Genomic DNA, 16,290 nt, shown 5'->3' with positions numbered 1-16,290 from the left:
GTCGTCATCGATCCCACGGACACGTACCCGATCTGCCACTCACCCAGCCTGACGGACACGCACCGCCCGGAACAGGACCCGCGCGGCGTGTCACGTCAGGGCGAACGTTGCCTGATGCGGCACTAGCCGCGGTCCCGCTCCGAAACAGGCCCGCTCCGAAACAGGGCCGTCACCTCGTACTTCAGGCCGATCCGGAGCCGGGCGGACTCTCGTACCATCGCCCGGTGCAGGAACTCCTCCGCTCGACCTGGGACGAGCCTCGCCCCCACCACCCGCCGCCGAGGGTGTGGCGGGACTGGGCGCTCGTGGGTGCGCTCGTGCCGACGGCGGTGCTCGAAGGAGTTCTTCGGTCCGATCTCTCGTGGCGGAACCTCTCGGCGTTCGTCATCGTCGTCGGGCTGGTGCCCACGTTGCTGTGGCGCCGGACCAGACCGCTGCGGATGGTCGCCATCGCCTTCGGCACGTCGGGTCTGCTCACGCTGCTGACACGCGGGGACCACACGGAGCCTTACACGATGGCGTACCTGGTGATCCTGGTGTACGCGTTGTTCCGGTGGGGGTCCGGGCGCGAGGCCGTCATCGGCCTGGTGATCGTGCTCGGCGGCGCCTGCCTGTCGATGGTCCTCCGCCACACCAGCCTCGCCGACACGATCGGCGGACTCGTCGTGTTGTTCGCGGTCATCGCCCTCGGTGCGGCGGTCCGGTACCGGGCCGGGTTGCGGACGCGGGAGCTCGACCAGGTCAAGCTGCTCGAACGGGAGCGGCTGGCCCGGGACCTGCACGACACGGTCGCCCACCACGTCTCGGCGATCGCGATCCGCGCCCAGGCGGGCCTGGCGACAGCGGTGACGCAGCCGACGGCCGCCGCCGACGCGCTCCGCGTGATCGAGGCCGAGGCCTCGCGCGCTCTCGCCGAGATGCGCGCCATGGTGCGCGTGCTGCGGCGGAACCAACCCGTGGACATGGCGCCCACACCGCGCATCGCCGATCTGGAGCAGCTCGTGAGCAGGGGGCGTACCGGTCCGTCGGTCGAGGTGGGGATCTCCGGCGACCTCGACGACGTCCACCCGTCGGTCGGCACCGCGATCTACCGCCTGGCCCAGGAGTCGGTCACCAACGCGCGACGGCACGCCCGGCACGCGACCCGCATCGAGGTCCACGTCGACGCCGACGACACGTCGGTGCACCTGCGCGTGACCGACGACGGCGACACCGGTCCCGTGCGTTCGACGGCGGCGCCGGGCTACGGGCTCATCGGCATGTTCGAACGCGTCGACCTGCTGGGCGGCACGTGCGCGGCAGGTCCCAACCCGGATCGGGGCTGGACCGTGACGGCGACACTGCCCCGGACCGGGGTGCCCGCATGAGCATCAGGGTGGTCGTCGCCGACGACCAGGAGATCGTCCGCACCGGGCTCACCATGATCCTCGACGCCCAACCGGACATCGAGGTCGTCGGCGAGGCCGCCAACGGGCAGCGCGCCGTGGAGGTGGCGCAACGCCTGCGCCCCGACGTGTGCCTGTTCGACATCCGCATGCCCGGAATCGACGGCATCGAGGCCACGCGCCTGTTGGCCGGACCGGAGGTCGCCGACCCGCTCGCCGTCGTCGTGATCACCACGTTCGACCTCGACGAGTACGTCTACGCCGCTCTCCGGGCCGGCGCTCTGGGCTTCCTGCTCAAGGACGCGGGGCCCGCCCTGCTCGCCCAAGCCGTCCACGCCGCCGCGAACGGCGACGCGCTCATCGCCCCGCGCATCACCGCACGACTGCTCAAGACCTTCGCCGACGCCGGCCCCGCCTCACCGCCGGTGCAACCCGTGGAACCGCTCACGGAACGCGAAGAGCAGGTCCTCGTCACCGTGGCACGCGGGCGGACCAACAGCGAGATCGCCGACGAGCTCTACATCACCCTGAGCACCGTCAAGACGCACATCGCCAGCCTGATGGCCAAGCTGGGCGCACGCAATCGCGTCGAGATCGCCATGTGGGCCTACGAGACCCACCGCGTCCGGAGCGGTTTCGGGCGCACCGACCGCCCCGAGCGATAACACCCGACCCGCGACCGGAAGTACTAGTTCGTCCCCGTCCTATAGGACGGCTCGGCTCAGGCCTTTCTCCCGATGAGCCGCCACCACCCCGATCGTCAGACTCGGATCACGACGACGGGATCACGACGACGTGGCGCCGGTCGTCTGCCGATGGACGACCAGAACGAAGAAGGGGCCTTCGCCGTGACCTCCTCCACCAGGGCAGAGTGGCTGATACCCGCCTCGCTGATCACGCTCACCCTCATCCCGATGGCAGGTGGCGCCTTCCGCCTGGCCGACCTGGCCGGCGGGGAGGTCACCTCGGAGAACGCACGGTTCTTCGCCTCGCCCGTGCCGGTGGTGGTGCACATCGTCAGCGCCGTCCTGTACTGCGTCCTGGGTGCCTTCCAGTTCGCTCCCCGGTTCCGCCGGCGACGGCCGGGCAGACACCGCGCCCTCGGTCGATTCCTGGTCCCTTGTGGACTCGCCATGGGGCTTTCGGGTCTGTGGATGACCCTGTTCTACCCCTACCCGGACGGCGATGGCGATCTCCTCGCCGCCTTCCGACTGGTGTTCGGCTCCGCCATGGTCCTGTCCATCGTCCTCGGCTTCGCCGCGATCCGGCGGCGGGACGTCGCCCGGCACAGCGCGTGGATGATCCGCGGTTACGCGATCGCCCAGGGCGCGGGCACGCAGGCGCTGATCGCCGTGGCGTGGATGCTGCTCGTCGGCGCTGCAGACGGGTTGACCAGGACACTGCTCCTGGGCGCCGGCTGGGTGGTCAACGTCGCCGTGGCGGAGTGGATCATCCGCAGGCGGCCGATCAGGGCAGCCCGTGCCTCCGCACGCCCCGCCGAGGCTCCCGTCGGCGGTCCGGCCGCCTAGCTTCGGGGTGGTTACCTATTTTCGCAATCTTGGCTATGTTGGGTCGGAAGTTTCGTCTGGGCCCAACCTGGGAGAGCGCAGATGTCGCTGTTGAGGATTTGCGGCGCGGTCGTCGCCCTGCTGGCCGCCACCGCGGTGCCGGTGCCGGTGTCGGCCGAGCCGGTGGCTGCCGCGGCGCAGTCGCACTCGGAGAAGATCATCTTCGATGGCGGGGGTGACGACCTGCTCAACGGGATCAGGTACCACTCGTTCCGCATCCCGTCGTTGATCCGCACGAACACCGACCGGCTCATCGCCTTCGCCGAGGGGCGCGCCGCGAACAACACGGACTTCGGCAACATCAACCTGGTCTACAAGGTCTCCGACGACAACGGCGCGACCTGGTCGAGGCTGTCCGAGGTGATCGGCGCCGGGCAGGGCACGTGGGGCAACCCGACCGCCGTCGTCGACCGGTCCAACAACAAGATCTGGCTGTTCCTCAACCACCAGCCCGAAGGGCACTCGCCGGTCGACTCGTGGGACGACCGGCAGGTGTGGCTGACCTCCAGCACCGACAACGGCAACACCTGGGCGGCGCCGGTGAACATGTCCGACACCCTGAAGCCCAGGACGCTCGCCAACGGCCGGAACTGGAACTGGGACGCGGTCGGCCCCGGCGTCGGCATCCAGACCACGTACCGCAACCCGGGCCGCCTGGTGATCCCCGCGCAGCACCGCAACATCTACAGCGACGACCACGGCGTGACGTGGAAGTCGGCGGTGCTGCGGACCACCACGGGCGGCGCGATGGAGCAGACCGGCGAGGCCACCGTGCTGGAGCTGTCGAACGGCGAGCTGTACCGCAACGACCGCCCGACCACGACCACCGCGGCGATCCAGGAACGGCGCTGGGTGACCCGCGGCACCATCGAGTCCGGCTTCCGCCCGTTCGCCGCGGCCAGTTGCCTCCTCGACCCGGTGAACGAGGGCTCGACCATGCGCTACAACGCCGACGCGCCCGCACGGCTGGCCTTCGTGAACTCCGCGAGTACCGAGACCCGCACCAAGATGCGCATCCGGATGAGCGAGGACGAGGGCCGGACCTGGAGCTACAGCCGTCCGTTCTCGGACGCGCCGCTGCCGGGTGAGGGCGGCAGCTACCGGGAGGGCGGCTACTCCAGCATCACCAAGACCGCCGACTACCACGTCGGCGCGTTGATCGAGGTGAACGAGAACACCTCCGCCAACACGACCTCACACCGCTCGATCGCCTTCCGCAAGGTGAACCTGCCCTGGATCCAGGGCGGCGTCCGCGACTCCGGCTGCGACGGCGGCATTTCCTGACCGGGTGCATCAGGACCGCCTCCGGGTCGCCTGCCTCGTCCAGCAGTTCCCGCAACGCTTTGGCCGTGGACTCTTCACGGCTCGTCGCCGCCTGGTACCGGTAGGCCCGGCCCTCCACGTGGCGGACCACCCAGCCCTTGCGGTGCAGGTTGTCCAGCACGTCCATGACCGCGGTTTCCAACTCGCCGAGCCCCGCATCGCGCCTCCTATGGAGCATAGTAAGCGCGATGCGGGGGCGTGGCACCAGGACGGGCGGTCAGCCGCCTGCCTGCAAGAGCCCCTGCATCTCGGTGATCTCGGCCTGCTGCGCGTCGATGATCTGCTGGGCGACACCTGTACAGGTCGACGTATCCGCTGTTAGGTGGGACACGTCCCACACAGGTCTCCCGATGTGGTCACCGTCGGTACACCCGACGAGTCGGAGAGCGGGTGTCTGAACGGTCCTCTGTGGAGCAGATCTCCAGTGGAGCGTGCTCTGTCGAGGTCGCGTGGAGCACTCTGTCGAAGCGCGGCAATGCGACAGGTATGGCGCAGCCCTCCAAGTTCGGCATCGAAGCGGATCGGTGGATCGCCTCCGCTGTGCCGGCAAACGATCTCCCGTTCGCCGTTCGCCGTTCGCCGTTCGCGCTGGTCGGCGTGGTGGCATTGCTCGGCGGGCACCTGGTCCCCGCCTTCGTTGTCGGACCCGTCGCGGTTCCGCCGAAGGCTCTGCCCGTCGAGCCGCCCGCGTCGAGCTGGTCGTTGCCGGGGTCGACGTCGACCAGCCCTCCCGAGCCCGAACCGGCCCCGCCGTCCATCAGTCCCGGTGCCACCCGCGAAGGACGAAAGCCCGCGTGCGGAGTGACCCCGGACCCGTCGCTGGATCGGTGGGTGACCCAGGCTTCGGATGCGTTGGTGTGGCACGGGGAGCCGCCGATCACCGACCGGTCGAGTTGACTTCGAGCGCGCGCGAAGACCTAGCGTCGCCGGCATGACCAAGTCAGATCGCGGCACCGCCGTCAATCGACGTTCACTGCTGGCCGCCGGTGCGCTGATCGGTGCCGTCGGGGTGTCGACGGCACCGGCGGCGTCAGCGGCGTCGGGCCGATACGCCAGGGGTATGGCCGTCCTGCGGCGGGTCTCCGGCGACCGTGGCGCCGAGGTGATCGAGTCGCTGTCGGACGTCGCCCCGGATCTCGGCCGCTACGTCGTCGAATTCGCCTATGGCGACGTCTACGCTCGGCCGGGACTGGACCTCCGGCAGCGGCAGTTGGTGACCATCGGAGCCCTGGCCGCGCAGGGCGACACCGCACCGCAGCTCCGTTTTCACCTCGACGCGGCGCTTCAGGTCGGGCTGAGCCCCGTCGAGGTCGTGGAGGCGCTGATCCACATCGTCCCGTTCATGGGCTTCCCCAGGGCGCTCAACGCGGTGAACGTCGCCCGGGAGGTGTTCGCCGACCGGGGGACCACGTTCAGGCCGCCGGTGCAGACCGACGAGCGGGACCGCTACGAGCGTGGCGTGCAGAAGCTGGTGGAGGTCGATGGGCAGCACGGGCTGGACGTGATCGAGTCGTTGCGGGACATCGCACCCGACCTCGGTCGCTACGTGGTCGAGTTCGCGTTCGGCGACGTGTACCACCGGCCGTGGCTCACCGCGCCGCAGCGGCAGCTGGTGACCATCGGCGCGCTGACCGCGTTCGGTGACACCGCACCCCAGCTGCGGGTGCACCTGGGCGCCGCGCTGCGCGTCGGACTGAGTCGGGGTCAGGTGGTCGAGGCGCTGATCCACGTCGTGCCCTACGCCGGCTTTCCCCGCGTCCTGAACGCCGTGACCGTGGCCAGGGACGTGTTCGAGGAACTGCCGGGTTGACTTCGAGCGCGCTCCAACTCCTACCGTCGACCGCATGAACGACACGAGCGTGCTGTCGATCGCGGAAACGGTCGAGGTCACCGGCCTGACCGCCCACACATTGCGCTACTACGAGCGGATCGGCCTGCTCGACCCGGTCGGCCGCGGGCCGGACGGTCGGCGCCGCTTCCGCAGCGCCGACCTGGCCTGGCTCGGCTTCCTCACCCGCCTGCGCACCACCGGCATGTCCATCCGGGACATGCAACGCTTCGCCGAGCTGCGCAGGCGGGGCGACGTGACCACGCCAGAACGCCTGGAGTTGCTGGAACGGCACCGGGACGCCGTCCGGCGGCGGATCGCCGAGCTCTCCGACTGCCTGGCGTCGTTGGACGCGAAGATCGACCACTACCGACTGCTGAGCACCCCCGGCGCGCACTGACCTGCGCGGCCATCGGACCGGCTGCGGTCGGGCGACGTCGGAGTGGTCAGCTCACGACGCTGTCCGGGAACGCGGTGAACGCGGCAGCCGACACGGTGATGTGCGCCCGGACCGAGGCGGCGTCCAGGATCGCCCGCGACCAGTCCACCTCACCCCGCGAGCCGAGCTCGTCGAGCACCGCGTTGTGCAGCCGCCGCCACAACCCCGCCTCGGTCCACTGCGTGAACCGGCGGTGCGCGGTCGGCACCGTGACCCCGAACGAGGGTGGCAACTCCCGCCAACCGCACCCACTGGTCAGCACGTAGACGATCGCGGTGAACACAGCCCGGTCCTCCACCGGTGCCGTACCGCCGCCCTGCGGGCGCCGCGTGAACTTCGGGATCAACGGCTCGGCCAACGCCCACAGCTCATCGGGCACCAACCGCAACGACAACCGATCAACCACGGTCCGAGATCATGACACGACGCTCAACGCCACGTGAGACGTGGTCTAAGCCGCTGCGGGTTCGTACTCGTTGATCAGGCCGCCGAGGATCGGTTGACGTCGTACCGACGTACGGCTCGACTGCGGGATTGGGCGGTCTGGTCGTGGTGGCGTGAGTTGTCGGGCTTGGTGAGGGCGGCGGTGGTTGTAGTGGGAGACATAGCGGTCCAGCACTGATCGCAGGTGGCGCTCGTTGACGATGAGCAGTCTGTCGGTGACCTCGCGTCTGATCGTGCCGACGAACCTTTCGGCGTGGCAGTCGGCTCTCGGACAGCGTGGCGGGATCTTCACGACCTGGGATGCCGGTGTCGGCGAGGACGGCATCGAACGAGGCGGTGAACTGGCCGGCCCCGGTCGCGGATCAGGAACCGGAAGTCCTCGGCCCGTCGGGGTTGGTGGTGGTGCCGAGGACGTGGACGTAGCGGGTGGCGACCTCGAGCACGAAGAACACATAGACGTGCTTGAGGGTGACCGCACAGTCGACGTGGAAGAAGTCGCAGGTCAACATGCTTGCGGCCTGAGCACGGAGGAACCGCCGCCACGAGGTGTCGCTGTCACGCCCGGGTGCCGGCGGCAGCCGCAGGCGCTTGAGTGCACGGCGGATGGTCGACACGGCTACCCGATGCCCGAGCTTGAGCAGTTCACCTTGGGGCCGGCGGTAGTCCCAGTCGGTGTTCTCCTTCGCCATCCGCGTACTGAGCCCCCGCCCCGGCCGCAAGACGGCGGCGTCTCGCGGTCATCGCGCACGCAAGGACCACAAGACGCCGCCGGGATGCACCTCAGCCCGGATGGGAAATGTGCCGGTCTCGCCAGTAGCCGGTGAAATCCACCGGTTGACCGGACACGTCCCAGCCGAAGATGTTGTCCTCGCCGGTGCTCACCAGCAGGTCACGGATGACCCGCGTCATCGGACCGGGATCCTCGTCATGCCACCTGTCCCGATCGTTGTAGGCGACATGCCAGTCGTCCGGATCCGCCGAGCCGGTGACCCACCAGAACGTTCCCCCCGCGCCGTCGCTTCCCCAGGGGTAAATGCCACCGGGCTCCGGAAACAGCCGGTAGGAGACGCCTCGCAGATAGCCGAGGTCCTCGTCGGCGAAGATCTCCAGCAGCTCGGCGTTTTCCCGCTTGAGGTTCGCGCACTCCTCGGTGCCCTCGCCGGGATTCGAGAACATGATGTCGCGGAAGCCGCCGGAGGGGAATCGCGTGAGCAACTCCTTGTAGTCACTGGGGAGCGGGGTGCCCAGTTCGCGTTCGACGGTGGTCCAGTCCAGTTCCGGCCGGAAATCTCCGGCCTGCCACCCGACGAGCTCGCAGATCTCGTCGACGTACGACCGCCTTGGTGCGTGTGCCATATCTTCTCCTGGTCGTCGTCAGGTCGTCCTAAATGTCGCGTTCGATGCGCCCGAAGATGTCGGCGTCCGTTGCCTTCTGCCAGTCAGGAAGGTCGTCCCAGTCGGCGACGTAGGACGGTTTCGGTTCGGGGAAGTGCTTGAAGATCTGGCCGATCCAGCACAGGGCCACGAACCGGCTCTTCTGATCGCGGCCGAGTTTGGTCGCGGCACCGTCGGTGGCCTTGAGGAAGGCGAAGACCTGGTCGTACACAGCGGTCGCGCCGTCGCGGCGAGGGTGTAGCAGTGGGCGGCGTCGGTGTAGCGGTCGCTGTCGAAGGAGATCTCGCCGGCGAGTTGGAACAGGTCGGCCGAGAGTCCGCAAGTCGCTGCCGGATGGCCGGCGTCTGTGGCCGGCGCAAGCCTTCGGACAGGATGTCGAGCTGATCGCGGACCAGGGGCAGTACCTGGCTCTTGGTCGGGGCAAGGGCGTACGCGCGCCACAAGTGGCTGTTGATCTGCTCGAACTCGGTGACGGCCGAGGCGTCCAGTCCACCGGGTCGGCCAACCGAACCTAGTCGCTCCGCGTCAATTCCCACCCGGTCACCCACGAACGTCACCTCACCCGATCGGTCCATTGCCACGCAGCGTTCGTTCGGCTTCAGCGCCAGCCACGAGTTGCGGAAACTGCCGCCGGCGCACAACTACCTGGACAAGACCTTCGATCACCGCTTGCTCAACGACCAGGTCGACTTCCGTCCGACCGGCGAACTCCTCGCCGGCCACCTTGCCGAGTGGTTCCAGGGCAACATCGAATCGGTCATGCCGATCACGCTGGTCGCGATGGAGGTTGCGGAGACTGCGACCACCTCAGCCGGTGACGGTCTGTATCCGCTGCTTCCATGCCCGGGCGACCTCAGAACCGCTAAAAATGTTAGCGCTAACTTTAGCTCTTGTCCGATCGGGTCAACGCTGGGGTTGTGCATCTAGGGCTCTGACGTGCTAATTGGGAACGGTCCCTGGGTCGCTAGGCCATTCAACGTAATGCGCCCGATGTGGGCGAAAGTCTTCTTGTGAACGAAAACAAGTTGGTGTCACACTCCCTCTTGGTGTGATCGCGAGGATCTGCACGGCGACGCCCACGTCCACCGTCGCGTGGGTGTCATTCGCGAGCACACCACAGGTAGGCCGACAGCGAAGTCGGCGCCGCGATCGGGTTCGTGGCGATGTCGAGCGTCGCCACGAGGGCCTGTCACCGGCTGCCGACGCGAGCCCGACCCGGTTGGTCGGGTCCATCGAGGAGCGGAAATGGCAGTGAGCGGTTCCAGGCGGCCGTGCGACAGGGCTGATCACCGGCGTGGTGTTGGTGGCGTCGGGTGTGTCCGCCATGGCGGCCCCGTCGGCGCTCCCGTCCGCGGCGCTCCCGTCCGAGCGGTATGCGTTCAAGAACGTCAAGATCGGCGGGGCCGGGTTCGTGAGCGGGATCGTGTTCAGTCAGGCGCAGAAGGACCTGGCGTGCGCGCGGACCGATGTGTGCGGCGTGTACCGGTGGAACGGTGCGACCTCGGTGTGGACCCCTGCTCGACCGGGTCGGCTGGACCAACTGCGGGCTGTGGCGCTCGACCGGCGGCGGCACGGCGTTCACCCGTGTGTCGGCGGTGGAACAGGCCGACAACATCGGCTTCGGCAAGGCCGCCCCGGGGCGCGGTCGCCCGGCGCTCTGCGCCTACGCCAAGGTCGGCGGGCAGCGCGGCATCTTCCGCTCCGACGACATCGGCCGGACGTGGGTCCGCGTCAACGACGACCGCCACCAGTGGGGAGCAGTCGGAGCGGCGATCACCGGCGACCCGACAGTTTACGGCCGCGTGTACCTGACCGGCTACGGCGGCCGGACCGACTGCGGCGACCGGCTCACCCCGCCACTCTGCTCATGGTGGAGCAGAACCGCCCATTAACAGAAAGGGCTTACCAAGGTCTCTGCACTGTTCGAACGGAGAAGGCCGTGTCGATTCCGGGTACTGCGCTGTGCGATTGCGCCGCATGGTCGCCGGGGTGACGGCATGTTCAGTCGCGCGATTGAATCGCGCATGTGTGCGCACTGCGGCGAGCCGGCATGCCGGCCGGTCCGTGTGTCGTGTCGACAATTCCTGCTCGGGGGTGGAGCGCTGCGTTGAACGCGCCCATTCCGGTGAAGATCAACTCCTGTGCGGTAGTGGCATCATGCCTGCTCAGAGCTGTGGTGTGGCATCGACGAAGGTTGGCTGCGGAGCTGATCGGCTCCTGGTTCACGGTTGTTGGCCAGTTTCAGGATTGGCCACCTCGTCGTCTTCTCGCGGCCTTGACCGCCTCGAAAAATGCTCATTAGTTTGTTCACTCGACAGACGAATCGTGTGACACGGACCGCGGTTCGATCTTCGTAGCGCGGGAGGGCTCAATGGTGAACTCGTCCAGACGTGGTCGCATTCGGCGGCCACGTCCGTGGTTATCCGCCGTGATCGTGGTGGCGCTGGTCGGGTCGTTGGTCTCGCTGGTCGTCCCGGCGCAAGCGCACCCCGGCCACGGTGACGAAACGTTCAAGGCGCTGGTGTTCACCAAGACCGCGGGTTTCCGGCACCCGTCGATCGAGGCGGGTGTCGTGGCGCTGGAGGAGCTCGGTGCCGACCACGGGTTCACCTTGGACTCCACCGCGGACGCGGGTGCGTTCACCGACGCCAACCTCGACCAGTACGAGGTGGTCGTCTTCCTCTCCACGACCGGCGACGTGCTGAACAACGATCAGCAGGCGGCGTTCGAGCGCTACATCAAGGCCGGTGGTGGTTACGCGGGTGTCCACGCCGCGTCGGACACCGAGTACGACTGGGCTTGGTACGGGGACCTGGTGGGCGCGTACTTCGCCAACCACCCCAACCCGCAGAACGCCACGGTGAAGGTCACCGACCCCGCCCACCCCTCGACCGCAAACCTGCCGCAGGCATGGCAACGCTTCGACGAGTGGTACAACTTCCGCGCCGACCCGGCGGCCGACGTGCACGTGCTGGCCGAGCTGGACGAGACGAGCTACAGCCCCGGCAACGGCGCGATGGGCACCAGCCACCCGATCGCCTGGTGCCAGGACTACGACGGCGGCCGCTCCTGGTACACCGGCCTCGGCCACACCGAGGAGTCCTTCGCCGAGCCCGCGTTCCGCGACCACCTGCTCAAGGGTGTGCAGACGGCGGCGGGTGTCCTCGACGCCGACTGCTCGGCCACGCGCACCGACGCCTTCGACAAGGTCACCCTCGACGACAACACCGCCAATCCGATGGAGTTGGCCATCGCCGAGGACGGTCGGGTGTTCTACATCGACCGCAACGGCGCCGTGAAGATCGTCCGCACCGACGGCTCGGTGGTCACCGCAGGCTCCGTCCAGGTCTATACCGGCCAGGAGTTCGGCCTCCTCGGGGTGGCGCTCGACCCCGGCTTCGCCACCAACAACCACCTGTACCTGTACTACTCGCCCGCCGGTGCGCAGGCGGTCGACCGGGTGTCCCGGTTCACGTTGTCGGGCGACACGATCGTCGCCGGCAGCGAAAAGGTGTTGCTGGAGATCACCACCCAGCGCGACCAGTGCTGCCACGCCGGTGGCGCGCTGGAGTTCGACAACGACGGCAACCTGTTCATCACGACGGGCGACAACACCAACCCGTTCGCCTCCGACGGCTACAGCCCGCTCGACGAGAGGCCGGGCCGCGCGGCGTGGGACTCCCAGCGTTCCTCTGCGAACAGCAACAACCTCAACGGCAAGATCCTGCGGATCACGCCGCAGCCGGACGGCACCTACACGGTCCCCGCGGGCAACATGTTCCCGCCGGGCACCGAGAAGACCCGCCCCGAGATCTACGCGATGGGCTTCCGCAACGCCTTCCGCATCGGCCTCGACCCGTTGACCAACAAGCTGCAGGTGGCCGACTACGGCCCGGACGCCGGCCAGGTCAGCCCCCAGCGGGGGCCGGACGGCCGCGTGGAGTGGAACATCGTGGACCGGCCGGGCTTCTACGGCTGGCCCTACTGCGTGGGCGCCAACACCCCGTACCACGACCACGACTTCGCCACCGGCGTGTCGGGCGCGGCGTTCGACTGCTCCGCCCCCGTCAACAACTCGCCCAACAACACCGGCATCACGCAGCTGCCGCCGGCGATCGGCACGCCGATCTGGCAGGGCAAGGCCGCCACCGGCAACCCGGAGATCGGTGGCAGCGGCGCGCCGATGGCGGGCGGCACCTACCGGTTCGACCCGGACCTGGTCTCGGAGCGGAAGTGGCCGGCCTACTGGGACGGCAAGGCGATGTGGGGCGACTGGAACGACGGCAGGCTGTTCTCGTTGCAGCTGTCGCCGGACGGCACGTCCGTGTTCGACATCAACCGGATGCTGCCCGGCATGAGCTTCAACCGCGTGCACGCCATGCAGTTCGGCCCGGACGGCGCGCTGTACGTGATCGAGTGGGGTTCCGGCTTCGGCGGCAACAACGCCGACAGCGGCCTCTACCGGATCGACTACGTGCGCGGCAACCGCGCTCCGGTCGCGGTGGCCACGGCCGATCCGAGGTCCGGACACGCGCCGCTGACCGTGCGGTTCGACTCGTCGGGGTCGCGCGACCCCGACGGCACCGAGATCACCCTGGCGTGGGACTTCGACGGCGACGGCACCACCGACAGCACCGAGGCCAACCCGAGCCACACCTACACGGCCAACGGCAACTACACCGCGCGCCTCACCGTGACCGACGCGGACGGCAAGTCCGCGGTCGCCAACGTCGCCATCGTCGTGGGCAACACGCCGCCGGTGGTCACCCTGACCGCGCCGGTCGACGGCGGGTTCATCGACTTCGGCGACCAGGTGTCCTACCGGGTCACGGTGACCGACGCCGAGGACGGCACCATCGACTGCCAGAACGTGGTCGTCCAGCCCGCCCTGGGCCACGACGAGCACTCCCACGGCTACGAGCAGTACCGCGGCTGCGAGGGCCTGGCCGTCATGTCCGGCGACGAAGGCCACGCCGGCGCGAACATCTTCGGTGTCCTGACCGCGAAGTACACCGACAAGGGCGCACCCGGCGTGGCCCCGCTGACCGGCGAGGCGATCCTCGTGCTCCAGCCGAAGCACAAGGAGGCGGAGTTCTACGCCGACACCGGCCGCACATCCGACGGCGTGGGTGACGACTCGGCCGGTGTGCAGCGGGAGACCACCACCGACACGGGTGGCGGCGAGAACATCGGGTTCATCACCGACGGCGACTACTTCTCCTTCGCACCGGCGAGCCTCACCGGGATCGACCAGGTGCGCTTCCGGGTGGCGTCGGGCTCGGAGGGCGGTCGGGTCGAGATCCGGGTGGGCGCGCCGGACGGCCCGCTCGCCGGCACCGCGACGTTCGCCGCGACCGGCGGTTGGCAGAACTGGACCACGGTGACCGCGGACGTCGTCGACAACCCGCCGGCCGGGTCGAAGCTGTACTTCGTCACCCGCCGGCCGGAGGGCAGCACCACCACCAGCTACCTCGCGAACATCAACTGGCTGGAGTTCGTCGGCGGGGGTGTCACGCACAACCGGCGGCCCGCGGTCACCGCCACGGCCACCCCGACGTCGGGCGCCACGCCGCTGACGGTCGACTTCACCGCGACCGCCACCGATCCCGAGGGCGACGACCCCATCCGGTACGCTTGGACGTTCGGTGACGGCGGCACCGGCACCGGTGCCACGACCAGCCACACCTACGCCACCGGCGGCACGTTCCAGGCCAAGGTCACCGCGACCGACGCCAGGGGCGCGAGCGGCACGGCGAACGTCGAGATCACCGTGCGGACGCCGCCGACGGACTGCCTCGCCGGCCGGTCGGACGACTTCCTCGGCGCCTCGCTGGACCGGGGCCGGTGGACCACGGTGGTGCGGGAGAACCAGGACCTCGCCGTCCGCGACGGGCACCTCGTGATCCCCACCGCGCCCGCCGACATCTACGGCACCGGCGGCGACGCGCCGAACATCGTGCTCCAGGACCTGCCGCCGGGGGCCTTCGAGGCCACCACCAAGCTCCGGCTGCCCGCCCGGCAGGCGTACCAGCAGGCAGGGCTCATCGTCTACGGCGACGACGACAACTACGCCAAGATGGTGTTGGAGGGCCGCACCACCGGCAGCGACGACGCGGCGAGCCGCATCTTCCAGTTCATCCGGGAGGAGAACGGCTCACCCAACGAGGTCGGCGAGTCCAACACCGCGCCGCTGGGCGCGGAGTACCCCGACACCGTCTGGATCAGGTTCAACAGCGACGGGGAGAACCTGACCGCGTCCTACAGCGCGGACGGCCACACCTTCACCCCGATGCCGCAGACCAAGTCGCTGGCGGGCATCACCAACCCGAAGATCGGCCTGCTGTCGCTGGCCGGCTCCGGTGACCACCCCGTCGTTGACGCCGAGTTCGACACGTTCGGCATCACGCCGGACACCACGGCCGAGGTCGACCCGAACGACGACTTCACCGGTCCGTCGCTCGACGGCTGCCGCTGGAACACCATCGTCCGGCGCGACCCCACCGGCTACGGCGTGGCCGACGGTGCCCTGCGCATCGACACCAGCGACGGTGACATCTACGGCACGTCCACCGACGCGCCGGCCAACTTCATCCTCCAGAGCGCACCGGGCGACGACTGGACCATCGAGACGAAGGTGGACGCCTCCGCCCTGAACGAGCAGTACCAGCAGGCCGGGTTGATCGCTTACGGCGACGACGCGAACTACGTGAAGTTCGACTACCTCACCACCAACGCACCGGGCTCGGCGGTGGATCGGGGGATCGAGCTGCGCTCGGAAACCGGCGATGTGATCGACCAACCGCAGCCCACCGCGGGCGGCCTCACCCAAGGCGTGTGGCACCTGAGGCTGACCAAGTCCGGGAACACCTACACCGGCTCCTACAGCCCGGACGGGCAGACCTGGACGTCACTCGAACCGGTGGTCAACACCGCACTCGCGAACAACGCGAAGATCGGCCTGTTCGCTCTCGGCGGCCCGCAGACGGCGTCGAAGCCCGCGCGGTTCGACCACTTCCGGGTGATCGACGGCGACCGGACGGCACCGGAGCTGTCGGTGGCCGTCGCGCCCGCCGCGCCCACCGGCGCGAACGGGTGGTGGAAGGGACCGGTGACGGTGACCGCCACGGCCACCGACGACCGTCCGGGCCAGGTGTACGTGGAGTACCGGGTCGGCGATGGCGGCTGGGCGGAGTACACGGCACCGCTGTCGTTCACCGAGGACGGCACGCGCGCGGTGACCTTCCGGGCCTCCGACACCGCGGGCAACACGTCCGAGGAGAAGGCGGTCACGATCAAGGTCGACCAGACCGCGCCGAAGGTCACCGCGAAGGCCGACACGCCGTCCGGCGCCGAGGGCTGGTGGACGCGGCCGGTCACGGTGTCGGCCTCGGCGGCCGACGAGACCTCCGGTGGCCCGGTGGTCGAGTACCGGGTCGATGCCGGGGCGTGGCTGCCCTACTCCGGCGCGGTGGCCGTCGCAAGTGAGGGGGTGCACCGGATCGGCGTGCGCGCGACCGACGCGGCGGGCAACACCTCGACGGAGACGGTGGTCGACGTCAAGGTCGACACCGTGACACCGGTGACCGCGGCCGAGCGCGGCGCGGCGGCGTCCCGGGTGCGGCTCCGGGCGGCCGACAACACCTCCGGCGTGGCCAAGACCGAGTACCGGATCTCCCGCGGACCGTGGCAGGTCTACCGCGGCGGCGAGATCAAGCTGAGGCCCGGCAAGGACGTCCTGGAGTACCGCTCCATCGACGTCGCGGGCAACGTCGAGGTCATCGGTCGGTACACCCCCAAGTCCGGGCACAACCCGGACGCCCTGCCGCACGAGTAGGTCGTGGGTGTGGCCCGCACGGTGCGGGCCACACCTCCCCTTCCCGTATCCGGCACCCGGCCTCCGGCCGGCGC

12 protein-coding genes and 3 pseudogenes are annotated in these 16,290 nt (G+C 69.0%); 9 read left to right on the top strand and 6 right to left on the bottom strand.

Annotation, left to right across the window (positions count from 1 at the left end):
- Nucleotides 1-224 precede the first annotated feature (224 nt).
- The 4 genes from FM051_RS26675 to FM051_RS52065 all read left to right on the top strand — a co-directional run bounded on the left by FM051_RS26675 (nucleotide 225) and on the right by FM051_RS52065 (nucleotide 4,237).
- Entirely contained in the window at nucleotides 225-1,367 is a 1,143-nt protein-coding gene (locus tag FM051_RS26675) for a sensor histidine kinase (RefSeq protein ID WP_158847942.1), read from the top strand.
- Entirely contained in the window at nucleotides 1,364-2,050 is a 687-nt protein-coding gene (locus FM051_RS26670; protein WP_158847940.1) for a response regulator, read from the top strand. The genes FM051_RS26675 and FM051_RS26670 overlap by 4 nt, the downstream gene beginning before the upstream one ends.
- Nucleotides 2,051-2,200: 150 nt before the next feature.
- On the top strand, nucleotides 2,201-2,914 hold the full coding sequence (locus FM051_RS26665) for a DUF2306 domain-containing protein (protein WP_158847938.1): 714 nt from the start codon (nucleotides 2,201-2,203) through the stop codon (nucleotides 2,912-2,914).
- Nucleotides 2,915-2,995: 81 nt separating this feature from the next.
- Nucleotides 2,996-4,237: a sialidase family protein gene (locus FM051_RS52065; protein WP_158847936.1), complete on the top strand. Its 1,242-nt coding sequence runs from the start codon at nucleotides 2,996-2,998 to the stop codon at nucleotides 4,235-4,237.
- A 52-nt stretch (nucleotides 4,238-4,289) separates the two neighbouring features.
- Here FM051_RS52065 and FM051_RS53740 read toward each other — a convergent pair.
- Nucleotides 4,290-4,403, bottom strand: a pseudogene (locus tag FM051_RS53740) (BlaI/MecI/CopY family transcriptional regulator); the annotation flags it as partial.
- Nucleotides 4,404-5,207: 804 nt separating this feature from the next.
- On the opposite strand from FM051_RS53740, the gene FM051_RS26650 reads away from it, so the two are divergent.
- A complete protein-coding gene (locus FM051_RS26650) occupies nucleotides 5,208-6,086 on the top strand; it encodes a carboxymuconolactone decarboxylase family protein (RefSeq protein ID WP_158847932.1) in 879 nt (292 codons plus the stop codon).
- Between the two features lie 34 nt (nucleotides 6,087-6,120).
- Complete coding sequence (locus tag FM051_RS26645) at nucleotides 6,121-6,504, top strand: MerR family transcriptional regulator (protein WP_158847930.1); 384 nt, start codon at nucleotides 6,121-6,123, stop codon at nucleotides 6,502-6,504.
- 103 nt (nucleotides 6,505-6,607) lie between these two features.
- On the opposite strand, the pseudogene FM051_RS26640 reads toward FM051_RS26645, so the two are convergent.
- The 5 genes and pseudogenes from FM051_RS26640 to FM051_RS26625 form a co-directional block, all read right to left on the bottom strand.
- Nucleotides 6,608-6,949 (bottom strand): annotated as a pseudogene (locus FM051_RS26640) (transposase); the annotation flags it as partial.
- A gap of 45 nt (nucleotides 6,950-6,994) precedes the next feature.
- Complete coding sequence (locus FM051_RS52055; RefSeq protein ID WP_238412669.1) at nucleotides 6,995-7,312, bottom strand: integrase core domain-containing protein; 318 nt, start codon at nucleotides 7,310-7,312, stop codon at nucleotides 6,995-6,997.
- Nucleotides 7,313-7,349: 37 nt separating this feature from the next.
- Nucleotides 7,350-7,676 (bottom strand): hypothetical protein, encoded by a 327-nt coding sequence (locus tag FM051_RS52050; protein ID WP_238412668.1) that lies wholly within the window; start codon nucleotides 7,674-7,676, stop codon nucleotides 7,350-7,352.
- A 91-nt stretch (nucleotides 7,677-7,767) separates the two neighbouring features.
- The gene (locus tag FM051_RS26630) at nucleotides 7,768-8,343 is read right to left on the bottom strand and encodes an SMI1/KNR4 family protein (protein WP_158847928.1); all 576 of its coding nucleotides are present in this window, start codon (nucleotides 8,341-8,343) and stop codon (nucleotides 7,768-7,770) included.
- A gap of 28 nt (nucleotides 8,344-8,371) precedes the next feature.
- A pseudogene (locus FM051_RS26625) lies at nucleotides 8,372-8,611 on the bottom strand (hypothetical protein); the annotation flags it as partial.
- A 239-nt stretch (nucleotides 8,612-8,850) separates the two neighbouring features.
- Here FM051_RS26625 and FM051_RS26620 point away from each other — a divergent pair.
- The 3 genes from FM051_RS26620 to FM051_RS26610 all read left to right on the top strand — a co-directional run bounded on the left by FM051_RS26620 (nucleotide 8,851) and on the right by FM051_RS26610 (nucleotide 16,216).
- Nucleotides 8,851-9,309: a 6-pyruvoyl trahydropterin synthase family protein gene (locus tag FM051_RS26620; RefSeq protein ID WP_202919036.1), complete on the top strand. Its 459-nt coding sequence runs from the start codon at nucleotides 8,851-8,853 to the stop codon at nucleotides 9,307-9,309.
- A 566-nt stretch (nucleotides 9,310-9,875) separates the two neighbouring features.
- Complete coding sequence (locus tag FM051_RS26615) at nucleotides 9,876-10,274, top strand: hypothetical protein (protein WP_158847926.1); 399 nt, start codon at nucleotides 9,876-9,878, stop codon at nucleotides 10,272-10,274.
- A 536-nt stretch (nucleotides 10,275-10,810) separates the two neighbouring features.
- Entirely contained in the window at nucleotides 10,811-16,216 is a 5,406-nt protein-coding gene (locus FM051_RS26610; RefSeq protein WP_202919035.1) for a ThuA domain-containing protein, read from the top strand.
- Nucleotides 16,217-16,290 lie beyond the last annotated feature (74 nt).

This window comes from Saccharothrix deserti (genome assembly GCF_009769385.1).
Lineage (GTDB): Bacteria > Actinomycetota > Actinomycetes > Mycobacteriales > Pseudonocardiaceae > Actinosynnema > Actinosynnema deserti.
Note: the sequence above shows the minus strand (reverse complement) of the source record. Positions and strands in the feature narration are given on the sequence as shown.